The following is an 18,888-nucleotide window of genomic DNA, read 5'->3' on the forward strand; positions in this document are numbered from 1 at the left end:
ACGGCGTTTGCTACCCGGTGTCACAGACTGGAGAAAATTGTCGTCAGCAGAAGAGAGAACCGAAGTCGAACGCCGCGGGGCGGTCAGTCTTCGGTGGTGTACTTGCGGTCGTAGCCGAACGGTTCGTACTCGCGGCCGCCGCCCTCGTAGAACTTGCCGAAGAACTCGACGTACTCGAGACGGACCGCCTGCAGACCGGCGCTCGTGATACCGAGCGTCAGCACCAGCGCGTGGCCCAGGATGAGCACGACGATGCCCACGAGGAACAGCGCCGCCCCGCCGTGGAACAGGCCGCCGAACATGATGGCCTCCGCGCCGTAGTGTTCGACGACCCACTGCGGGCCGTGGTCGATGAGGAAGTGAATCTCACCGTCGTGCTGATACGCGCCGAACACGAGCAGGTTGACCGCGAGCGCCATCCCGGCCTTCGCGAGCAGCACTGCGCCGATACGGGCGTACGAGAGCACGTTCACGAGCACGTTGAGGAACTCGACGACCTCCGCGAGGTCGGCGATGGCCAAGAGGACGAATCCGACAGCGAACGCCCCTAAGCCGACGAGACCGACCGTCGCCGGGAACCCGTTGAAGCCGAGCTCGAACATCGCCTGCATGTACTGCTGGTTCGACTCTGGCGCAGCGCCGGTGCCGTCGAACAGCGTGAACAGGAACGCGGGTTTTGCGCTCGCGACGTGCTGGCTGAAGATCCAGACCCACAGCCCGTTCATCATCAGCAGCCACGAGCCGCTCTCGAGGACGGCGTGCTTCAGGTCGTGGTGTTCGGCGACCTCGAAGAAGTCGAGAATCCACCCGATGTTGAGGTGGACGATGCCGACGAAGATGCTCACGACGAGCCAGCCGATAGCCCAGCTAATGCCGGCGGGCGAGAGACCCTTCTCCATCGGCGGGTGGCCGCCCCAGATCAGCGCGCCGAGCTGGTGCAGCCCGAATATCTCGCCGTAGAGGATGCCGAACAGGATGGTGAACGCGCCGGCGAACAGCGTGATGCCGCCCATGCTCCTGAAGGCCGGACGGTCCTCGAACCGGCTGTAGAGATAGTACCCGATAGCGGTGTAGATGATCCCGTAACCGAGGTCGCCGATCATGAACCCGAAGAAGACGGGGAACGTCAGGAAGACGAACACCGACGGGTCGAACTCGCTGTACTTCGGTCGGCTGACCGCGTTGACCAAGACCTCGAACGGCTTGACCGCGCCGGGGTTGTCTTGGACGACCGGCGGGTCGTCGTTCTTCGTGACGACGCTTCCCCCGTCGGCGCGCGCTTCCGGTTCGTCCGCGCCGCCGTCGGCGGCGGTCGGTTCCCCGCCGGTGCCGCTCGGCACCTGTTCGCGGGTGGCCTCCTGCCCGTCGCTCGTGAAGCTCGCGCGCTGGATCTCCTCGACTTCGACGTGTTGACCGACGTCGTCGCGGAGCGCGCTCGCAAACTGCGTGTATCGTTCGGTCGGAATCCACCCCTCGGCGACGAAGGCGTTCTCCGTCGTCGCAAACGAGAGCGGCGCTTCGGTCTTCTGGACCTCGATGGAGAGCTGTTCTTCGGCGGCGAGCAGAAAGCCCGCGGCGTCGATTTTGACCTCTTCGAGTTCGTCGTCGACCGTCGTCAGCCGCGACTCGAGTTGCTGTTTGCGGTGGCGGAGTTCGCCGACGTACTCCTCGGGGCTCGACTGCGATTCGGGAACGTCGTACGTCGAGAAGTCGGTGCCGACGAGCGCCTCGTCGAGCGCGTCTTCGCCCGCGCCGTCTGCGGGGTACGCGAAGACGGCGAACACGTCGTCGCCCTCGTGAATCTCGAACGCTTCGACGCTGTCGGCGGCGACGAGCGAGTGTTCGACGTCGTCGCGGTCACCTTCGCCGACCGCGACTTGCAGCGTGTCGTAGCCCGACAGCAGGTCGAGGTCGATGCCGAGGTCCGCGAACGGTTCGACGGCGTCGATATCCTCCTGGATGCTTCGCAGTTCGTCGCGGAGTTCGTCGCGGCGGTCGTCGAGTTCGTTGACCTCCGCGCGGACCTCCGCGAGCTCGGCTTCCAGCGCTTCGTCGGTGACGATGCGGGTCGGTCCCGCGTCCTCCTCGTCGACGTCGAGGATGCTTTCGAGCGAACGGACCGTCACGAGTTTGTCGGAGGCCGTCTCCGCGCCCTCGACGGGCGTCCCCTGTGAGAACCCCTCCCAGGAGCCGTCGTAGTCGGAGACGTCCAGCAAGTTCAACTCGTGGGTCGCCTCGATGACGTCGTCCATGAACCGTTTGGCCCCGGTAACCGAGACCTTGCTCATCTGCTCAGGTCTGAGCATGCACCGCCTCCTCGAACCGCTCTACCGTGTACTCCACCGCCTCCTCGACGTTCGACTGCGCCTCGGAGACGAGCTCCTCGCGAGCGCGTTCGCCTTCTTCGATTATCCGCTCGCGTTCGGCCTCGATATCTTCGCGAGCCTCCTCGAGGCGGCGCTCCTCCGTCTCGGATGCCTCCGCTTCTGCCTCGGCCCGAATCTGCTCGGCGCGATCGCGGGCGTCGGAGATCAGTTCGTCGCGCTCGCGCTCAGCCTGCGCGATGATGTCGCCGGCGTCGGATTCGGCCGACTTAATCCGTTCGAGAACCTCTGGTCTCGGCATACTCACTAATCGTTGGAACGTTGCACCACGGCCGTATAAGGTGTTTGCGGAAGCAATCGGGCGATTCGGCGGACGCACATAGCTGTTCCGGGGCCGCGGCGACACGCGACGCCGCCTGGGACCGTCGAACCCGTCGGTATCGGAGAATCCGCAGGATTATGCCCACCGAGTCCGAACCGCCGGCAATGGGTATCCTCGAGGACAAAGGACGGGCGCGGCTGTTCTACAAGTACCTCTCGAAGGTGTACGATCAGGTCAACCCGTTCATCTGGAACGAAGAGATGCGCGCGGAAGCGCTGGCACTTCTCGACATCGAACGGGGTGACCGCGTTCTCGACGTCGGCTGCGGCACCGGGTTCGGCACCGAAGGCCTGCTCCAGCACACCGACGACGTCCACGGTATCGACCAGAGCATCCACCAGATGGAGAAGGCGTTCCAGAAGTTCGGCAAGCGCGACAAGGTCAAGTTCTACCGCGGCGACGCCGAGCGGCTTCCGTTCAGAGACGACAGTTTCGACGTCGTCTGGTCCTCCGGGTCCATCGAGTACTGGCCGAACCCGGTCGACGCGCTCGAAGAGTTCCGTCGCGTCGTCAAACCCGGCCAGCAGGTGCTCGTCGTCGGCCCGAACTACCCGAAGACGACCGTCATGCAGAAAGTCGCCGACTCCATCATGCTGTTCTACGACGAGGAGGAGGCCGACCGGATGTTCGAACAGGCGGGCTTCGAGGACGTCGAACACGTGCTGATGGGGCCGTCGTACGACCCCGACATCGCCATCACCACGGTCGCTCGCGCACCCGAAAAGTAGCGGCGAGCGACGACGGCAGCTCCGAGCGACGAGACTGCTCGACCGACTTTTCCACGGAGCCTCGTTCGTCGGGCGAGCGCCGTTTCGAACTGCCGCTCATCGAACGGCTGCCGAGAGCGTGACGAGCGGTCGGCCTGCGTACCGCACGCCGACGGTCACCGACGACCCGACGGGTAGTTCCGGGTCGTTCGTCCCGGCGACGGTGACCGATGCCGTCTCGCCGGCGCGCCACTCGGGGCTTGCGGCGGCGTTGAACGGGCCGGTCGGCCCGGGACGAAAGCCGTCCGCGGAGAAGAACGGAACCGGCGGATGGTGGTCGAGCGGCCTCCCGTCGACGCGAACCCGGAGGTCGAGTCGCCGCACGTCCAGCGTCTCGCCGCCCCGATGGACGAACTGCAACGTCTCGCCGGTGGCGGTGAGCGACAGCGCCGCCTGCGTTCCGCCGTCGGCGGTGGTCTCGGCGTGTTCGAGTGCGACGGCCCCGACGCTGGCCGCGAGGCCGACCAAGAGCAACAGCAACAGCGCGGTTCCGACGGTAGAAACCGAGGCGCGGGCGCGAGTCGACACGCGACGGGGTAGCCTGGCTCTCGGTGATAAATGTACGCAGCGCCGAGCGCCGATGGCGGCGGCGACTCGACTGCGCCGACGAGAAGCGGAAACCGGAGGGGTTCGATGGAGTGACGCGTCGACTCGGAACTACGCGTCGGCCACGGTGCGGGCGTCCGTCGGCGGCGCGAGCGAGTCGTTCGGGTCGCCGACGTTCATCGGGTCGTCGGGCGTGAGTTCGATGGAGACGAACGAGTTCCCCCGAATCGCCTGGACGACGAACCCGTCGTCGGGGGCCGTCGTCCAGAGGACGCCGTCGGCGTTAGTGCGGCCGAGGAACGTCGGTTGTTCGTTGCTCTCGGGTCGGCCGATGCTGATGTTTCCTTGGACGGGGTCGCCGGTGGCGGCGTTGACGAGTTCGATGCGGAGCGGCCCGCCGGCGTACGTCGGATTGACGCGGAGTTCGAGCCCCGAGCGGGTGCCGTTGGTCGACTGCGCGACGTGGACGTTGTCGAGACGGATGCGCTGTATCTCTCTGAACACTCGTCCGTCGTGGCCGCGGTCGACGTACGCGGTGAGGTCGCCGCCGGCGTACCGAACCTTCCCGACGAAGATGTTGCTGGCCTGTACACCCGTCGGACTGTTGAACTCGCCGCGTTGCATGATGGCCGGGTACGCCCGTTCCATCACGTCGGGGAGTTCGCCGACCGTGATTCGGCCGGACGCACCGGAGGTGCGCTTCGAGGCGTCGTACACCTCGCGGACGTAGACGCCGTCGTCGATCATCGAGAGGACGACGCCGTTGGCCGTCGTCTGTACGTAGGTCCGGACGGGGTGGGCGCCGCCGCGGAGGGCGGCGGCGGCACGCTCTCGAATCGGTCCGCGCATCGTCTGGAGCTCGAGTTGTACCGACCCGACCCGCCCGTCGATAGAGAAGCCGTCGATGCCGTCGGCGGTCCGCGCGAGCATCGTGGCGTTCGCTCGGAGCTCGGCCGCTTCGGTGTGGACGTGCGCCAACCGAACCAGCAGTTGCGCGGCCGTAATCTCGCCGTCGGTGTGGGCGGCGAGGGCCGCTCGCTCCTCGGATCGGAGGTCGTCGACGCGGATTTCGAGCTCGGTCAGCGCTCGCAACACGGCCTTGCGGCGCTCGTTTTCGTTCTCCATCGCGGCGAATCGTTGTTCGGTCGTTCGCGTCCCGAGGTCGGAGCGAACCCGCGTCTCTCGAACGGCCAACGAGGCGCTCAGGTTCGCCGACGACGCCCCGAACGCCGCGTTGGAATCGTCTTCGTCCAGCATCAGGACGCTCGTCTCGTTGTCGATCTCGGCGAGCGACGGTTCCGGCTCCGTGGCGAGGGACGTCGATGACTCCGCGGCGGGCGGCGTTGCGACGGCGACGCCGCCGACAGACGAGATGAGGAGGAGAAGGGCAGTGAGCAAAGCGGCGGGCTGTCTCATCAACGGCGCGTACACAGTCATCATATTAAAACCGGTCGCTGTCCGACACGCGACGGTTCGTCGACAGGAAGCGGCGGCGAGCCAGCGCCCGAATCCGACGACGTCGACTGGTGCCGAAGCGTAGTGAGCGCTACCTCCGAGCCTACGAGCGGGTGTCGGCGACGGTCGTCGGAACAGATGCCGCCGTCGTGCGGCGACGCTCGTCGCGTGGCGACGTCCGGCGCAGAGCGCCTGTCGGCCATCCGATGGAAAGCGTTTTGACATCCCCCCGAGAGTTGGTGAACTGTATGCGGTATGCCGCCCTCGTGCTCGCCTTCCTCGTCTTCTCAGCCGGCTTCGCTCCACCGGCCGCTGCCGTCGTCGATTCCGACGACGGGCAAAGAGCGACGCTGCTACAGGCCGAAGAACCGCCGGACACGGAACTCGTCATCGCCATCAAGCGCAACGGCGACGCAAGGTGGTCGGTCATCACGCGGTATCCGCTGAGCGACAACACCAGCAGCGCAGCGTTCGAGCAGTTCGTCTCGGACCTCCGCGCGGGCGAGGCCAATGCGACCCTGGACGAGCGGACGTTCGAGCAGTTCGCCGCGCTCTCGTCGGAGGCGACGGGCCGTGAGATGGAGATTCGAAACGTCAGTTACCGAGGCACCGTCGAGAACGACACCGGCGTGCTGAACATGACGTTCACGTGGACGAAGTTCGCCTACCGGGGCGACCAGGACCTCAGAGTCGGCGACGCGTTCGAGACGCCCGACGGCGGGACGTGGTTCCCCCGTCTCGAAGCGGACCAGCGGCTCATAATCGAAGCACCGGACGGCTGGAACTCCCAGGACGTGAGCTTCCCGGCTCGCACCCGCGACGGCACCACTGTCATCGTCGACGGTCCCCGAGAGTTCACCGACCGCTCCGGAGACGGCAGCGTCATCGACATCTCGTACGACTCACCGGGGTCGGGACGGTTGACACCGGGAGGAGACGGCTCGGGTGACCTCACGCTCATCGCGGGCGTCGGCGCGGTGCTCGTCTTCGCGGCGATGCTCGCTGCGGTCGTCCTCCGACGCCGGCAGGGGTTCGAGGAGGTCGACGGGGAGGTAGTCACCGTCGACGGGCCGACGACGACACCACCGCCGCGCGCGACCGGCGGCGGTGCGTCAGTCGCCGATCCGCCGTCGGAGGAACCGGAGGAGGACGACGACGTCGACCTCTCGCTGCTCTCGGACGGCGAACGGGTCGAACACCTTCTCGAACGCAACGGCGGTCGGATGCGACAGACGAACATCGTCGCCGAAACCGGCTGGTCCGACGCGAAAGTGTCACAACTGCTCTCCTCTCTGGCCGAGGAGGGACGAGTCGAGAAGCTCCGCCTCGGCCGCGAGAATCTGATTTCGCTGCCCGGCGAGCACGGAAACGGGAACGGCGACGGCGAGAACTGAGACGTCGTCCGCAGCTCGTACTCGAAGACGAGTGAGAATTTGTCGTACGTCGTCACGTACCGCCCTCTCGTTCCGAAAACGTTTACCGGCGAGTAGAGGTAGTGGTTGATGATGAAGATTCTCGTAACCGTCAAGGAAATCGCCGAAGTCGAAGACGACTTCGAGATCGACGGGCTCGGAATCGACGAGGCGTACCTCGAGTACGACCTCAACGAGTGGGACGACTACGCCGTCGAGGAGGCGGTTCAGATAGCGGAGGCGGGCGACGACGTCGAGGTCGTCAGCGTCACCATCGGCCCCGAACGCAGCGAGGAGACGATTCGGATGGCGCTCGCCAAGGGTGCAGACCGCGCGATTCGCGTCTGGGACGACGCCTTCGAGGACGTCCAACTCCTCGACGTGGCCGCGAAGACGCGCCTTTTCGCCGCCGTCGTCGAACAGGAACAGCCGGACCTCGTGCTGACGGGCGTCCAGGCGTCCGACGACGGCTTCGGTGCGACGGGCGTCTCCGTCGCCGACGAAGTCGGCTTCGAGTGGGCCGCCGTCGTCAACAAGCTCGAATTAGACGCCGACAGCGGCGTCGCCAACGTCCGCCGGGAACTCGAAGGCGGCGTCGAGGAACTCACCGAAGTCGACCTCCCCGCGGTGTTCACCATCCAGACGGGTATCAACGACCCCCGCTACGCGAGCCTTCGCGGCATCCGCCAGGCCCAGCGCAAGGAGATCGCTCCAATGGGCCTCGCCGAGCTCGGACTCGACGCCTCCGCGCTCGACAGCCCCATCGAACTCACGGGAATGAGCGAACCCGAGAGCGAATCGGACGCCACCATCTTCGAGGGTGACGCCGAGGGGGCGGCGGCTCAACTTGCGGAGATCCTCCGCGAGAAGGGGGTGGGCGCACAATGACGGTCCTCGCCGTCGCCGACCACCGCCGCGGTGACCTCCGCGACGTGAGCTACGAACTCGTTACCGCGGGCCGCCAAGTCGCCGACGCGACCGGCGGCGACCTCCACGTCGCGGTCATCAGCGGCGACATCGACGGGTTCGCCGAGAACCTCAACCTCGCGGGCGTCGACACCGTCCACACCGTCGAGAACGGCGAGGAGTTCAATCACGACGTGTACGCGGGCGCGGTCGAGGCGCTGTACGCCGACGTCGAGCCCACAGTCCTGTTGATGCCAAACAGCGTCAACGGCCTCGACTACGCACCGGCGGTCGCCAACGCGCTCGACCTGCCGCTCGTCTCGGATGCGGTCGACTTCGACTACGACGACGGGCTCACCGCGACCCGCGAGATGTACGGCTCGAAGGTCGAGACGACCGTCGACGTCGACGCCGAACGCGTCGCCGTCACGATTCGCGGCGGCGAGTGGCCCGCCGCCGTCGACGCCGGCGACGCCGAGATCTCGGCGTTCGACTACAGTCCCGACGGCGAACTCGGCTCTCGCGTGCTCGGCTTCGAGGAAGTCGCCGGCGGCGACGTCGACATCACCGATGCAGACGTCTTGGTCTCTGTCGGCCGCGGTATCGAAGAGGAGGAGAACCTCGAGCTCGTCGAGGAGTTGGCCGACGCCCTCGGTGCGACGCTCTCCTCGTCGCGCCCCATCGTCGACGCCGGGTGGCTCCCGCCGAACCGGCAGGTCGGCCAGTCCGGTAAGGTCGTCACCCCCGACGTCTACCTCGCGGTCGGCATCTCCGGAGCGGTCCAGCACGTCGCCGGGATGAAAGGCTCCGACACCATCGTCGCCATCAACACCGACCCGAACGCGCCCATCTTCGACATCGCCGACTACGGCATCGTCGGCGACCTCTTCGACGTGGTGCCGGCGCTCATCGAGCAGTTCTCCTGAACCCCGACCTTTTGCGCTGCGGACCGCCTCCGGCGGCCCTCGGCAAAATCTCGACCAAAAGCACTCCTCACTCATTTCAGCGCGGCAAGCCGCGCTTCCATTCGTTCGTCGGCCGAAAATCGCTCTGCGATTTTCGCACGCGACGGGACCGCGTCCTGTGAATGGCCTCGGTCGCGGACCAATCCCACGTGAAATCGGCCGAGGAAAGACACCAAGTGGCGACCTCCTTTTCTCCGTGTTTCGGTACGTACTTCCCTGACCGTCCCTACCCGTCCGATAATGGAGTATTTGGAGCGCCGGGTCGCGATGGTCAACGACCGCCTCGAAGCGGTCGTCGAGTCGGTCGAACCCGACGAGTTGGCCGGGCAGCTCGGCCACGTCTCCCTCGCGGGGGGCAAACGCGTGCGACCCACGGTGACGCTCCTCGTCTGCGAGGCGGTCGGCGGCGACCCCGCCGACGCCGTCGACTTCGCCGTCGGCGTCGAGCTCGTCCACAACGCTTCACTCGTCATCGACGACATCATCGACCGCTCGGACCTCCGCCGAGGGACGCCGAGCGCGTGGGCCGAGTACGGCTACGGGACGGCGATTCTCGCCTCCGACGGCCTACTCGGCGAGGCGTTCGCACTCTTTTCGACCGAGGAGCAAGCGATGCAGATCGTCGCCGAGTCGATGGTCGAACTCGGCGAGGGCGAAGCGACCGAACTCGTCGCCCAACCGACGAACGAAGAGGAGTACATGGAACTCGCACGCCGCAAGACGGGCGCGCTGTTCCGCGCCGCCGCCGAGGTCGGCGCGGTGGCGGGCGGGGCCGACCCGTTCGCCGTCGAGTCGTTCGGCGAGTACGCAGAGCGCGTCGGCATCGCCTTTCAGATTCGTGACGACGTGCTGGACGCGACGGCCGACGCCGACGACCTCGGCAAACCCGCCGGTCAAGACGAGGTGATGGAACGCCCGTCGCTCGTCCAGATTACGGACATGACGCCCGAGGAGGCCGACGGTCGTGCGCACGCGCAGTCGGAGGCGGCGCTGGACGCACTCGACGCGACCGACGTACCCGACTCCGCCGCGCGCGAGTACCTCCGCGACCTCGCGGAGTTCGTCGTCGTGCGCGAGCGCTGATTCTCGACGCTCAGGCGGGTTCGGCCCCAGTCGGGTACTTCGACTCCGCGATGGCGAAGGTGAGCGTGCTCAACACCCCGAGGAGCGTCCCCGCCGTGAGCGCCAGCGCGAGATCCGTCAACGAGAGCGTCCGGACCAGCGCCACCGACTCGCCGGACGGGAACAGTCCCGAGAGGAAGAAACCCGACAGGGCGTACAGCACGAGTGCGATGGCGACGACGTAGAACGGCGCGTTGAGGTAGCGCCACTTGAACTCGTCGACGAGATACTCGTCGGTCACCTGCCCGAGGCTGCTTGTGATGCCCGCGGCGGCGAACCACTGCACCGCCCCGTGGACGAACGCCGCGAGCAGCGCCGGTACCGTGAGCGACCCGCCCACGGCGCTTTCGACGGCCCGTATGGTTTCGACGCCCTGCGCACCACCGACGATGATGAGGGCCGCGGCGACCACGTACGTGATGAGCGTCACCCGTCCGGCGTACAGGATGTTGCGCGCACGCGCCGCGGCGTCGTCGACGAACCGCTCCATTCCGAGTCCCCGAAAGAGGACGTAGAGTCCCAGCAAGGCGGAGATGAGGCCGAGCACGGTCGCCCCCTCGATGTCGAACAGCGTCGCAATGGTGACGAACGGGTAGATGAGCAGGAGAATGCCGAGAGGGACGAGAATCGTCCCGCGGGTCTCGGGGTCGTCGAGCACCTGCTTGATGGTGTAGTACATCGACTCCAGGTCCTGGGCCTGCCGGACGACGACGCGGCGGACGCTGTCGATGGGGACCCGCGAGCGGATGACCGGCAGCACGGACTCGTCCTGTGCGCCGTCGGTGATGACGACGGCGCGGACGTTCTCGCCGGTCTGGAGGCTCGCCAGCACCTCGTCGACCTCCTCGCCGACGGCGCGGTTGGCCTTCACGTCGTTGCCGTTGAGGCCGGTGACGGCGGCGACTTCGACCTCCTCGGCGTCCTCCGGGGCGCCGTCTTCGAACTCCGCGAGGAGGTCGTCGTGGACGTGGATGCCCTGGAACAGCACGTTCACGTCGGAGTCCTCCGGGTCGGCGGTTGCGAGCGCCACCGCGGCCTCCTCGACGGCCTCTCGGCCCACAACCGGCGTCTTCATACCGGTCTTGCGGCCGAGGTCGTCGTCGAGGTCGACACAGAGGACGAGCAGCATCGTCAGCGGCTACGCCAGCATGCTATATTTGTTTTCGGGAGCGTGGGTGGTCTCCGGTCGGCCGGTTATCGGCGTTCGAGGGGCAAGAGCGCTCCTCGGAGTCGGCAGCGGTTCGACAGAGACGAGCGCCACCGGCGACGAGAAAGAACACGCCGATGCCGACGAATAGCGGTCACAGAGCGAAGGACGCGCCGAATGGGAACACGCAGCACACGCAGTCGAGAGACGAGTCGCACGCCTTTTGACGCTGCGCCGAATACACCGCTAACAAGCGAATGATTTCGAAGGGCTGCGAACAGTGCGCTATGGGAGGCAAGATGGTGCTCTTCGTCTACGGGTACTGTGACCAGCGGGACTGTTTCTACTGCCCTCTCGGCGAGAACCGAAAGAACGTCACCGACGTGTACGCAAACGAGCGTCTCGTCGAGGAAGACGAGGATATCGTCCGCGAGGCCAAGCGGATGGACGCGCTCGGTACCTCCATCACAGGCGGCGAACCGCAGGAGGCGCTCGACAAGACCTGTCGGTACCTCCGCCTGCTGAAATCGGAGTTCGGCGAGGACCACCACACCCACCTCTACACGGGCATCACGGGCGGCCGCGAGAACATGCGCCGCCTCTCGGAAGCCGGCCTCGACGAGATTCGGTTCCACCCGCCGCTGGAGCTGTGGGGCGAGATGCACGGCACCGAATGGGAGGAGATCCTGTACATCGCCCGCGAGGAGGGGCTGACGCCCGCCTTCGAGATTCCCGGTATCCGCGCCGAGGAGGAGTTCCTGGAGTTCCTCGACGAGGGCGCGGCCGACTTCTGCAACATCAACGAGTTCGAGATGTCCGACGGAAACTATCGCCGGATGCAGGAGAAGGGCTACGAACTCCAAGAGGGTCACATGTCGGCCGTCGACGGCTCGAAAGAGGCGATCTTGGACGTGATGGGCGACCACGAGCGCGTCTACTTCTGTACCTCCGTGTTCAAGGACGCCGCCCAGCACAGAAACCGCTTGAAGCGGATGGCCCGCAACATCCGCCGGGAGTTCGACGAGATAACCGACGACGGCACCCTCGTCTACGGCAAGACGTGGGAGCCCGAAGCGCGCCTCCGGGAACTCGGCGTCCCCGAGGAGTTCTACACCGTCAAGTCCGACCACGTCGAACTCGCGTGGTGGCTGCTCGAAGAGATGGTTCAGGAGGGCGACGTGGAGAAAGGCGAAATCGTCGAGCAGTATCCGACCGTCGACGGTACCGTGGTCGAGCGGACGCCGTTGGCGTAGATTCGGTCGAGGGGCTCCGGGTTCTCAGACGTACTCCACGGTGAGCGCGTAGTACGCACTCGGGCCGAACACGAGCGCCGCTGCGACGACGACCCACTCGTCGAGCGTCACGCCGAGCACGCTGCCGGCGGCGAGCAGACAGACGCCCGCGGCGACGCCGCCGAAGATCAACAGTCGGCGGGTCGACGGCGACGGAACGACGCCCTTACGAGCGGCGTACAGCGCGCCGGTGAGCGAGACGAGGAGCGCGTCCGCCGTCGCGTACAGCACGGTGTCGGCGAAGGAGCCGACCGCGAGAAGTCCGACGGCGAAGCCGAGACAGCCGAACGCGGTTCGTGCGGGCGAGAGCGGGTTCAGCGGCGACCCGTACCGAAGATAGTAGGCAAGCGGCGGTAACAGCGCCAAAAGCGCCAGTAGCACGCCGAACGTGACTCCCGCCACCGGCGTCAACGCCCGAACGCCGCCCAGCGTCGCCTCACCGAGGAGGACGAGGCCGACGAGCCCGCCGAGCGCGAGTACGGCCGTCGGCGGGAGGACGTTCGTCGGGTCCTCGTCGTGGACGACGGCGTAGGCGGCGAACGGGTAGCCGAGGGCGACGGCGGCGAGCGTCGACCGCAGCACGTCGCCGGAGAGGACGAGCGACGAGACGAGAAGCGACAGCGAGAGAAACGCCCCGGCGACGAGCGCGAACTCCGGGACGCGTCGGCTCATGGGGCGGCGTTCGGTCGGAGCGGCAAAACGGGTTTCGACCCGGAGGGCGATACACAAGCGTTTAGACCGCACCCTGAGTAGTTACGTCCATGCCGGACTGTCCACTGGCCGACGAATGCCCGAGTTTTTCAGAGCGAATCCAAGGGATGGGATGTCAACACTACGGTGACCGCGGCGGGGCCGAGTGGTGCAACCATTACAGCATGCCCATCCGCGACCTGAAGCAACAACCCGTCAAACCCGGTGAGGAGGTCGTCGTCGAAGTGACCGACATCCACGAGAGCGGCGCGGGCGTCGGGCGGACCGAAGACGGGTTCATCGTGTTCGTCGACGGGATTCTCCCCGACGCGCGAGCGCTGGTGAAGATCACGAAGGTGAAATCGAGTCACGCCCGCGCCGACGAGGTGGAGCGACTCCCGATGGACCCCGAGGAGGAAGAGCCGGAGCCCGAACGGAGCGGCGACGACGAGGGGCCGAAGCGGCCCACGGCGCTCGGCAGCCGCGACAACTTCTGGGGCTCGTAAGCAGCGCTCGCCGCCGACGCGGCACCCACGGACAGTTCCGACTTTCGGTTTTTCTGTACCCTTTTTCACGACGGCGTTCGACGCACGCGTATGGACGAACAGGACGTGACCGAGATACTCCAACAGGCGGGCTTTGCGCCCGACGAGAGCGTCCTGACGCAGCGACAGGCCGAGGTGCTCGCGCTCCGCGAGCGCGGCGTCCGCCAGTCCGACATCGCGGAGTTTCTCGGCACTTCGCGCGCGAACGTCTCCAGCATCGAAGCAAGCGCCCGCGACAACGTCGAGAAAGCCCGCGAGACGGTGGCGTTCGCCGAGGCGCTGACCGCCCCAGTCCGCGTGGAAGTCCCCGAAGGAACCGACCTCTACGACGTCCCGAAGCGGGTGTACGACGCCTGCGACGCCGCCGGCGTCAAGGTGAACCACACCGCACCGGATCTGATGAAGATCGTCAGCGACGCCGCGGGCGACGCCATCCGCGGGCGTGAGGTTCGAGTGCCGCTTCTCGTCGGCGTCACGAGCGAAGGCGCGGTTCGGGTTCGGCGGTCGGCGTAAGCGACCGAGAGACGAACGCGCGAAAACGGACGACACTCACGGGGGTTGCCGACTTAGGAGACGCTTTCTGTGTGGGGCCACCTCCCACACAACATGGATCTCGGAGTATCCGGAGACGTAGCACTGCTGACGGCGAGTTCGAGCGGTCTCGGTAACGCGAGCGCCGAGTCGCTGGCGGCGGAGGGCGCACACGTGGTCATCTGCGGCCGCGACGAGGAGCGCCTCGACGCGGCGGCCGAGGAGCTCGACTCCGTCGGCGACGGCGACGTGCTCGCGGTGCCGACGGACCTCACCGACCGCGACGACGTCGCGGCGCTCGTGGAGGCGACCGTCGAGGAGTTCGGCCAACTGGACCACCTCGTCACCTCCGCGGGCGGTCCGCCGAGCGGCAGTTTCGACGACACGTCCGAGGAAGACTGGTACGACGCGTACGACCTGCTCGTGATGAGCGCCGTCTGGACCGTCAAGGAGGCCGAACCCCACCTGAAGGAGAGCGACGCGGGCACCATCACCTGCATCACCTCGACGAGCGTCCGCGAGGTCATCGACGACCTCATCCTCTCGAACAGTGTCCGCCGCGGCGTCATCGGCCTCGTCAAATCGCTCTCGCGGGAGCTCGCGCCGGACGTCCGAGTCAACGCCGTCTTGCCGGGCGCACACGAGACCTCGCGCGTCGAGGAACTGGTCGAAGACGCCGTCGAACGCGGCGACGTCGACAGCTACGAGGAGGGGCTGCAGGGCTGGTCCGACGGCATTCCGATGGGTCGCATCGGCAAGCCCGAGGAGTTGGGCGATACCGTCGCGTTCCTCGCCAGCGACCGCGCGAGTTTCGTCAACGGCGTCGCGCTCCCCGTCGACGGCGGAAAGATGCGCTCCTGAGCGCTCCGAGCGTCAGAACCGCCCTTCTTCCTTCAACACCGAAACGACCTCCCGAACGCGCTGTGCCCTTCCCTTCGACACCACGAGCACCCGGTCGTCGTAGGCGACGACGGCCAGTCCCTCCACACCCACCAAGGAGACGTGTTTGTCGTCGCTGGCGACGACGTTATCCGCGGCGTCGATGGCGAGGTAGTCACCGAGCGCGACGTTGCCGTCCTCGTCCGCGTCGAACACGCGCTCCAGGGCGTCCCACGACCCCAAGTCGTCCCAGTCGAAGGTGGCGGAGACGACGGCGGCGTGGTCGGTGCGTTCCATCACCGCGTAGTCGACGCTCACGTCGTCGACGGCGGCGAATCCCCCCGCTGCGTCGCCGTCGTCGAGCGCGTCGACGAGCGGCGCGAGTTCGGTGTCGCGGGCGGCGGTGAGGAACGCGTCGGGCGTCCACGCGAAGATACCCGCGTTCCATAGGTACCCCGCGTCGACGTACTCGGACGCGGTTTCGGCGTCGGGTTTCTCGTGAAACGCCGCGAGTTCGGCGTGCGGTTCGGGTTCTTCTCGCTTCTCGCCGGGTTCGATGTAGCCGTACCCCGTGTCGGGGCGCGTCGGTTCGACGCCGAAGGTGACGAGCGCGCCCGTCTCGGCGGCGACGCGAGCACCCGCGCGGGCGACGGATTCGAAGTTTCCGGAAACCGTGTGGTCGCTCGGGAGCACGAGCACGACGCAGTCGCCGACTTCCTCGCGGATTCGGTGGGTTGCGTACGTCAGCGCCGGGCCGGTGTCCTTCCCCTCGGGTTCGACGAGGACCGTCGCCTCGGGGGCGTGCTCGGGAATTTCGTCGGCGAAGTCGGCGCGGGTACAGACGAATAGGTCGTCGGCGAAACTCGCGCGTTCGGCCGTCTGCGAGAGCAGCGAGTCGTCGCCGGTCACGGAGAGAAACTGCTTGGGGCGGTGGCTCCGGCTGGCGGGATACAGTCGGGTGCCGGTGCCGCCTGCGAGCACGAGCGCGACGAGCGGTCTGTCCATGGGCTACGGACTCGGGCGGGGAGCAAAACTACCGGGGAGTCGAGCGACAGAACTCACCACGTCTCGACGACGCCCGCGCGGACGTCTTCGGCACAGCCCTGACAGTCGGGGTGGTCGGCGTCGAAACAGGAGGGTCGACCCTCGTCGTCGATGCCGACGGCTCTCCGCTCGGCGTAGCGGCGGCAGACGAGTTTGGCACGGCCCTCCTCGTCGACGGGGAGCGCGTCGGGGACGCCGCCGGACTGTCCCTCGCGGTAGGCGCGTTTCGACTCGGCCCACTGCCGACCCGCCTTGCGGAACGTCTGCCGGACGAATCGTTCGAGGCGCGGGTCCATGCGCTCGGATTGCGGCCGAGCGGTAATAATCCTCGTGGAGTCGATGCGTTCACTTTCGCTCGTCGAACGGACGACCGGCGATTGTCGGCAAAAGTACCCGCCAAAACGGCCGAATTCGAGCGCCCAGCGTGTCAGACGCGCGTCCGACGCAGAGCGGCGAGAGAAGCCGCCAACCACCGGTCTTCACTTTCATTGCGGTGCCGGAACTTTTTATACCAGTAGGAGCCAACGGGCGTATGCCTCTCATAGAAAACCAGAGAAGAGGCAGTGAGACCACATGACAGATTTGCGTACACACGCAGCGGAGATTGCGGAACAGTTCTCGGACCACCTCGACGTGGACGAAGACGACATCGAAGAGCGACTGGACAACCTCGTCAACGAGTACAAGGTCCCCGTGGACGAAGCGCGACGGAGCGTCGTCAACCACTACCTCGACGAGGCGGGACTCGAACGCGACGCGATTCGCTCCGGCGGCGGCGGGAGCCAGGCCGTCCAGGTGTCGGACATCGACGAGGACGAGCAGTGGGTCGACCTCACGGTCAAACTCGTCGAACTGTGGGAGCCGCGCAGCGACTCCATCTCGCAGGTCGGCCTGCTGGGCGACGAGTCCGGCACCATCAAGTTCGTCTCGTTCACCACGTCAGAGCTTCCGGAACTGGAGGAAGGAGCGGTGTACTCGCTTCAGAACGTCGTCACCGACGAGTACCAGGGTCGGTACTCGGTGAAGCTCAACCGGACGACGACCATCACCGAACTCGACGAGGAGATCGAAGTGGGCGACGACTCGGTGAGCGTCGAGGGCGCCTTCGTCGACATCCAGAGCGGGTCGGGACTCATCAAGCGCTGCCCCGAGGAGGGCTGCACGCGCGTGCTCCAGAACGGCCGGTGTTCGGAGCACGGTAACGTCGAAGGCGAGTTCGACCTGCGCATCAAGGGCGTCCTCGACGACGGCAACGAAGTCCAGGAGATCATCTTCAACAAGGAGATGACCGAGGAACTCACCGGCATCGCGCTGGAGGAGGCCAAACAGATGGCGATGGACGCGCTCGACACGACCATCGTCGCCGACGAGATGGCCGAGGACGTGCTCGGACGCTACTACCGCGTCTCCGGGCCGACGCTCGGGCGCTACGTGCTCGTCAACGAGTTCGAACAGCTCACCGGTCCGGTCGACGCCGAGGCCGTGCTCATCAAAGCGAGGTCGATGTAACATGAGTCAATCCGCACCCACCCGCGAAGTCGCCCGACGCGTCTTCGCCCAAGAGTTCAACGACGCTGCATACACGTTCAAAGAGTCCGACGACGAGCGCGCGCCCGTCTACCTGCTTCTGCCCTCGGGCGCGCAGGCGAACCGCGTGTTCCTCGTCGGCACGCTGACCGAGAAAGAAGACGTCGGCGAGGACAACGAGTACTGGCGGGGCCGTATCGTCGACCCCACCGGGACGTTCTTCGTCTACGCCGGGCAGTACCAGCCCGAAGCCGCGAGCACGCTCCGCGACCTCGACGCGCCCGCGTACGTCTCCATCGTCGGCAAACCGCGGACGTACGAGACCGACGACGGGACAGTGAACGTCTCGGTCCGTCCCGAGTCCATCAGCGAAGTCGACGCCGCGACGCGCGACCGCTGGGTCGTCGAAACCGCAGAGCGCACGCTCGAGCGCGTCGAGCGCTTTGAGGAGGAAGGCAACGAGTACGGCCGGATGGCCCGCGAGCAGTACGACCTCCCGGTCGACAGCTACCGCCAGACCGCCATCGCCGCGCTCCAGAGCCTCGAGACGACCGACGAACTGGAAGCCGAAGCGTAATCGCCTAGTCGCCTAGTCGGCTGCCATCGCAAGCGACACACCACCGACCACGCTCCGGACCGAGTGCGCGCACGCATTCCCCCGGCGCGTCCGGTTCGGAGCCGCGGTCGTAACGCGGTGGTCCGGTCGGACTGGAACCTGACGAGGAAGTCGCACGGAGAGCGACGGCTACGAAGAGGATCGACGACAGAACGCCGCCCGGCACGGCGCGAACGGAAACGCGTCGGGTGTTGCAGCACCCGGACGCCGGGCATCCCTACCACGGAAAGCCCAGTGAGCACTGATTGCCCACTCTCACAAGAAGCTACGGAAAGCGAGCACCGAACACAGAACGTCACCGGACCGCACCGCGCCTACGACGACCACGGCCGCCTCGACCATCGCTACTGGCGGTGCGAGCGTTGCGGGTTCGAGAGTGTCGACCCCCGACTCCGCGGCGGTTGTTTCCGCTGCACCGCGGCGCAGGCGGACGAGGGAGGCGGCGATGCCGACTGACCGCGACTCGCCGAGCGCCGACTGGCGGCGCGTGTACGAGGCGATGGGCGTCGACGACGAGGAGGAGAACGCCGAAGAACGCCTCGACGACGCGCGAATCGACGCCTACGCGGAGGAGGCCGACTCGAAGGAGTCCAACGGCGACGAAGCGACCCCGCCCGAGTCCGAGAACGGGCCGACCCGTCGGGAAGGCCACGCCTGAGTCGGAGCCCACACCTGACCCGACGGCGTCGCAATCCGGTCCCTGCTGACCGCCGGCCCCGCCACTGATACGCCCCGCGA

The 18,888-nt window shown here is 66.6% G+C and carries 20 protein-coding genes and 1 pseudogene; 13 read left to right on the forward strand and 8 right to left on the reverse strand.

Translation table 11 applies throughout. The annotated features are described in order from the left end of the window. Nucleotides 1-83: 83 nt before the first annotated feature. A complete protein-coding gene (locus tag LAQ73_RS06050; RefSeq protein WP_224270337.1) occupies nucleotides 84-2,306 on the reverse strand; it encodes a V-type ATP synthase subunit I in 2,223 nt (740 codons plus the stop codon). Further along, nucleotides 2,293-2,625, reverse strand: a complete 333-nt coding sequence (gene ahaH, locus LAQ73_RS06055) for an ATP synthase archaeal subunit H (protein ID WP_224270338.1) — start codon at nucleotides 2,623-2,625, stop codon at nucleotides 2,293-2,295. Before ahaH ends, LAQ73_RS06050 begins: the two co-directional genes overlap by 14 nt. A gap of 185 nt (nucleotides 2,626-2,810) precedes the next feature. On the opposite strand from ahaH, the gene LAQ73_RS06060 reads away from it, so the two are divergent. Continuing rightward, nucleotides 2,811-3,434 carry a methyltransferase domain-containing protein gene (locus LAQ73_RS06060; protein WP_224270339.1) on the forward strand — a complete coding sequence of 208 codons (624 nt, stop codon included), beginning with the start codon at nucleotides 2,811-2,813 and terminating at the stop codon, nucleotides 3,432-3,434. Nucleotides 3,435-3,530: 96 nt separating this feature from the next. Here the strand turns inward: LAQ73_RS06060 and LAQ73_RS06065 are convergent, their stop codons facing one another. Continuing rightward, entirely contained in the window at nucleotides 3,531-4,001 is a 471-nt protein-coding gene (locus LAQ73_RS06065; RefSeq protein ID WP_224270340.1) for a type IV pilin, read from the reverse strand. A 129-nt stretch (nucleotides 4,002-4,130) separates the two neighbouring features. After that, on the reverse strand, nucleotides 4,131-5,435 hold the full coding sequence (locus LAQ73_RS06070) for a DUF7096 domain-containing protein (protein WP_224270341.1): 1,305 nt from the start codon (nucleotides 5,433-5,435) through the stop codon (nucleotides 4,131-4,133). Between the two features lie 287 nt (nucleotides 5,436-5,722). Between LAQ73_RS06070 and LAQ73_RS06075 the strand changes: the two genes are divergently transcribed. The 4 genes from LAQ73_RS06075 to LAQ73_RS06090 all read left to right on the forward strand — a co-directional run bounded on the left by LAQ73_RS06075 (nucleotide 5,723) and on the right by LAQ73_RS06090 (nucleotide 9,840). Beyond that, entirely contained in the window at nucleotides 5,723-6,868 is a 1,146-nt protein-coding gene (locus LAQ73_RS06075; protein ID WP_224270342.1) for a helix-turn-helix transcriptional regulator, read from the forward strand. Nucleotides 6,869-6,979: 111 nt separating this feature from the next. Continuing rightward, nucleotides 6,980-7,774: an electron transfer flavoprotein subunit beta/FixA family protein gene (locus tag LAQ73_RS06080; RefSeq protein WP_224270343.1), complete on the forward strand. Its 795-nt coding sequence runs from the start codon at nucleotides 6,980-6,982 to the stop codon at nucleotides 7,772-7,774. Then, entirely contained in the window at nucleotides 7,771-8,718 is a 948-nt protein-coding gene (locus LAQ73_RS06085) for an electron transfer flavoprotein subunit alpha/FixB family protein (protein WP_224270344.1), read from the forward strand. Before LAQ73_RS06080 ends, LAQ73_RS06085 begins: the two co-directional genes overlap by 4 nt. A gap of 279 nt (nucleotides 8,719-8,997) precedes the next feature. After that, nucleotides 8,998-9,840, forward strand: a complete 843-nt coding sequence (locus LAQ73_RS06090; RefSeq protein WP_224270345.1) for a polyprenyl synthetase family protein — start codon at nucleotides 8,998-9,000, stop codon at nucleotides 9,838-9,840. Nucleotides 9,841-9,850: 10 nt separating this feature from the next. On the opposite strand, the gene LAQ73_RS06095 is transcribed toward LAQ73_RS06090, so the two are convergent. After that, the gene (locus LAQ73_RS06095) at nucleotides 9,851-11,008 is read right to left on the reverse strand and encodes a DUF373 family protein (protein ID WP_224270346.1); all 1,158 of its coding nucleotides are present in this window, start codon (nucleotides 11,006-11,008) and stop codon (nucleotides 9,851-9,853) included. Nucleotides 11,009-11,283: 275 nt separating this feature from the next. Between LAQ73_RS06095 and LAQ73_RS06100 the strand changes: the two genes are divergently transcribed. Beyond that, nucleotides 11,284-12,279, forward strand: a complete 996-nt coding sequence (locus LAQ73_RS06100; protein WP_224270347.1) for a radical SAM protein — start codon at nucleotides 11,284-11,286, stop codon at nucleotides 12,277-12,279. 24 nt (nucleotides 12,280-12,303) lie between these two features. On the opposite strand, the gene LAQ73_RS06105 is transcribed toward LAQ73_RS06100, so the two are convergent. Beyond that, nucleotides 12,304-12,990: a hypothetical protein gene (locus LAQ73_RS06105; RefSeq protein ID WP_224270348.1), complete on the reverse strand. Its 687-nt coding sequence runs from the start codon at nucleotides 12,988-12,990 to the stop codon at nucleotides 12,304-12,306. Nucleotides 12,991-13,079: 89 nt separating this feature from the next. On the opposite strand from LAQ73_RS06105, the gene LAQ73_RS06110 reads away from it, so the two are divergent. The 3 genes and pseudogenes from LAQ73_RS06110 (at nucleotide 13,080) to LAQ73_RS06120 (ending at nucleotide 14,945) form a co-directional block, all read left to right on the forward strand. Further along, entirely contained in the window at nucleotides 13,080-13,514 is a 435-nt protein-coding gene (locus LAQ73_RS06110; protein ID WP_224270349.1) for a TRAM domain-containing protein, read from the forward strand. 87 nt (nucleotides 13,515-13,601) lie between these two features. Continuing rightward, nucleotides 13,602-14,066, forward strand: a pseudogene (locus LAQ73_RS06115) (Tfx family DNA-binding protein); the annotation flags it as partial. A gap of 93 nt (nucleotides 14,067-14,159) precedes the next feature. Next, nucleotides 14,160-14,945 carry an SDR family oxidoreductase gene (locus tag LAQ73_RS06120; protein ID WP_224270351.1) on the forward strand — a complete coding sequence of 262 codons (786 nt, stop codon included), beginning with the start codon at nucleotides 14,160-14,162 and terminating at the stop codon, nucleotides 14,943-14,945. A 12-nt stretch (nucleotides 14,946-14,957) separates the two neighbouring features. Here LAQ73_RS06120 and LAQ73_RS06125 read toward each other — a convergent pair whose 3' ends face one another. Beyond that, nucleotides 14,958-15,968, reverse strand: a complete 1,011-nt coding sequence (locus tag LAQ73_RS06125; protein WP_224270352.1) for a mannose-1-phosphate guanylyltransferase — start codon at nucleotides 15,966-15,968, stop codon at nucleotides 14,958-14,960. 53 nt (nucleotides 15,969-16,021) lie between these two features. Next, the gene (locus LAQ73_RS06130) at nucleotides 16,022-16,303 is read right to left on the reverse strand and encodes a DUF7091 family protein (protein WP_224270353.1); all 282 of its coding nucleotides are present in this window, start codon (nucleotides 16,301-16,303) and stop codon (nucleotides 16,022-16,024) included. Nucleotides 16,304-16,580: 277 nt separating this feature from the next. On the opposite strand from LAQ73_RS06130, the gene LAQ73_RS06135 reads away from it, so the two are divergent. The 4 genes from LAQ73_RS06135 to LAQ73_RS06150 all read left to right on the forward strand — a co-directional run bounded on the left by LAQ73_RS06135 (nucleotide 16,581) and on the right by LAQ73_RS06150 (nucleotide 18,808). Then, on the forward strand, nucleotides 16,581-17,516 hold the full coding sequence (locus LAQ73_RS06135) for a replication factor A (protein ID WP_224270354.1): 936 nt from the start codon (nucleotides 16,581-16,583) through the stop codon (nucleotides 17,514-17,516). A 1-nt stretch (nucleotide 17,517) separates the two neighbouring features. Next, nucleotides 17,518-18,111, forward strand: a complete 594-nt coding sequence (locus tag LAQ73_RS06140; RefSeq protein WP_224270355.1) for an RPA family protein — start codon at nucleotides 17,518-17,520, stop codon at nucleotides 18,109-18,111. A 273-nt stretch (nucleotides 18,112-18,384) separates the two neighbouring features. Continuing rightward, on the forward strand, nucleotides 18,385-18,606 hold the full coding sequence (locus tag LAQ73_RS06145; protein WP_224270356.1) for a DUF8118 domain-containing protein: 222 nt from the start codon (nucleotides 18,385-18,387) through the stop codon (nucleotides 18,604-18,606). Then, nucleotides 18,596-18,808 carry a hypothetical protein gene (locus LAQ73_RS06150; protein ID WP_224270357.1) on the forward strand — a complete coding sequence of 71 codons (213 nt, stop codon included), beginning with the start codon at nucleotides 18,596-18,598 and terminating at the stop codon, nucleotides 18,806-18,808. Before LAQ73_RS06145 ends, LAQ73_RS06150 begins: the two co-directional genes overlap by 11 nt. The last annotated feature ends 80 nt before the right edge of the window (nucleotides 18,809-18,888 follow it).

The sequence above is a fragment of the Haloprofundus salinisoli genome (assembly GCF_020097815.1).
In the GTDB taxonomy this organism is placed as follows: Archaea; Halobacteriota; Halobacteria; order Halobacteriales; family Haloferacaceae; genus Haloprofundus; species Haloprofundus salinisoli.

Excerpts from the sequence above, each read along its gene's own strand:
- LAQ73_RS06095 (WP_224270346.1), bottom strand. The coding sequence starts at position 11,008 with ATGCTGCTCGTCCTCTGTGTCGACCTCGACGACGACCTCGGCCGCAAG.
- LAQ73_RS06060 (WP_224270339.1), top strand. The coding sequence starts at position 2,811 with ATGGGTATCCTCGAGGACAAAGGACGGGCGCGGCTGTTCTACAAGTAC.
- LAQ73_RS06050 (WP_224270337.1), bottom strand. The coding sequence starts at position 2,306 with ATGCTCAGACCTGAGCAGATGAGCAAGGTCTCGGTTACCGGGGCCAAA.
- LAQ73_RS06120 (WP_224270351.1), top strand. The coding sequence starts at position 14,160 with ATGGATCTCGGAGTATCCGGAGACGTAGCACTGCTGACGGCGAGTTCG.
- LAQ73_RS06140 (WP_224270355.1), top strand. The coding sequence starts at position 17,518 with ATGAGTCAATCCGCACCCACCCGCGAAGTCGCCCGACGCGTCTTCGCC.
- LAQ73_RS06105 (WP_224270348.1), bottom strand. The coding sequence starts at position 12,990 with ATGAGCCGACGCGTCCCGGAGTTCGCGCTCGTCGCCGGGGCGTTTCTC.
- LAQ73_RS06150 (WP_224270357.1), top strand. The coding sequence starts at position 18,596 with ATGCCGACTGACCGCGACTCGCCGAGCGCCGACTGGCGGCGCGTGTAC.
- LAQ73_RS06135 (WP_224270354.1), top strand. The coding sequence starts at position 16,581 with ATGACAGATTTGCGTACACACGCAGCGGAGATTGCGGAACAGTTCTCG.
- LAQ73_RS06080 (WP_224270343.1), top strand. The coding sequence starts at position 6,980 with ATGAAGATTCTCGTAACCGTCAAGGAAATCGCCGAAGTCGAAGACGAC.
- ahaH (WP_224270338.1), bottom strand. The coding sequence starts at position 2,625 with ATGCCGAGACCAGAGGTTCTCGAACGGATTAAGTCGGCCGAATCCGAC.
- LAQ73_RS06125 (WP_224270352.1), bottom strand. The coding sequence starts at position 15,968 with ATGGACAGACCGCTCGTCGCGCTCGTGCTCGCAGGCGGCACCGGCACC.
- LAQ73_RS06085 (WP_224270344.1), top strand. The coding sequence starts at position 7,771 with ATGACGGTCCTCGCCGTCGCCGACCACCGCCGCGGTGACCTCCGCGAC.
- LAQ73_RS06130 (WP_224270353.1), bottom strand. The coding sequence starts at position 16,303 with ATGGACCCGCGCCTCGAACGATTCGTCCGGCAGACGTTCCGCAAGGCG.
- LAQ73_RS06075 (WP_224270342.1), top strand. The coding sequence starts at position 5,723 with ATGCGGTATGCCGCCCTCGTGCTCGCCTTCCTCGTCTTCTCAGCCGGC.
- LAQ73_RS06110 (WP_224270349.1), top strand. The coding sequence starts at position 13,080 with ATGCCGGACTGTCCACTGGCCGACGAATGCCCGAGTTTTTCAGAGCGA.
- LAQ73_RS06090 (WP_224270345.1), top strand. The coding sequence starts at position 8,998 with ATGGAGTATTTGGAGCGCCGGGTCGCGATGGTCAACGACCGCCTCGAA.
- LAQ73_RS06100 (WP_224270347.1), top strand. The coding sequence starts at position 11,284 with ATGATTTCGAAGGGCTGCGAACAGTGCGCTATGGGAGGCAAGATGGTG.
- LAQ73_RS06070 (WP_224270341.1), bottom strand. The coding sequence starts at position 5,435 with ATGAGACAGCCCGCCGCTTTGCTCACTGCCCTTCTCCTCCTCATCTCG.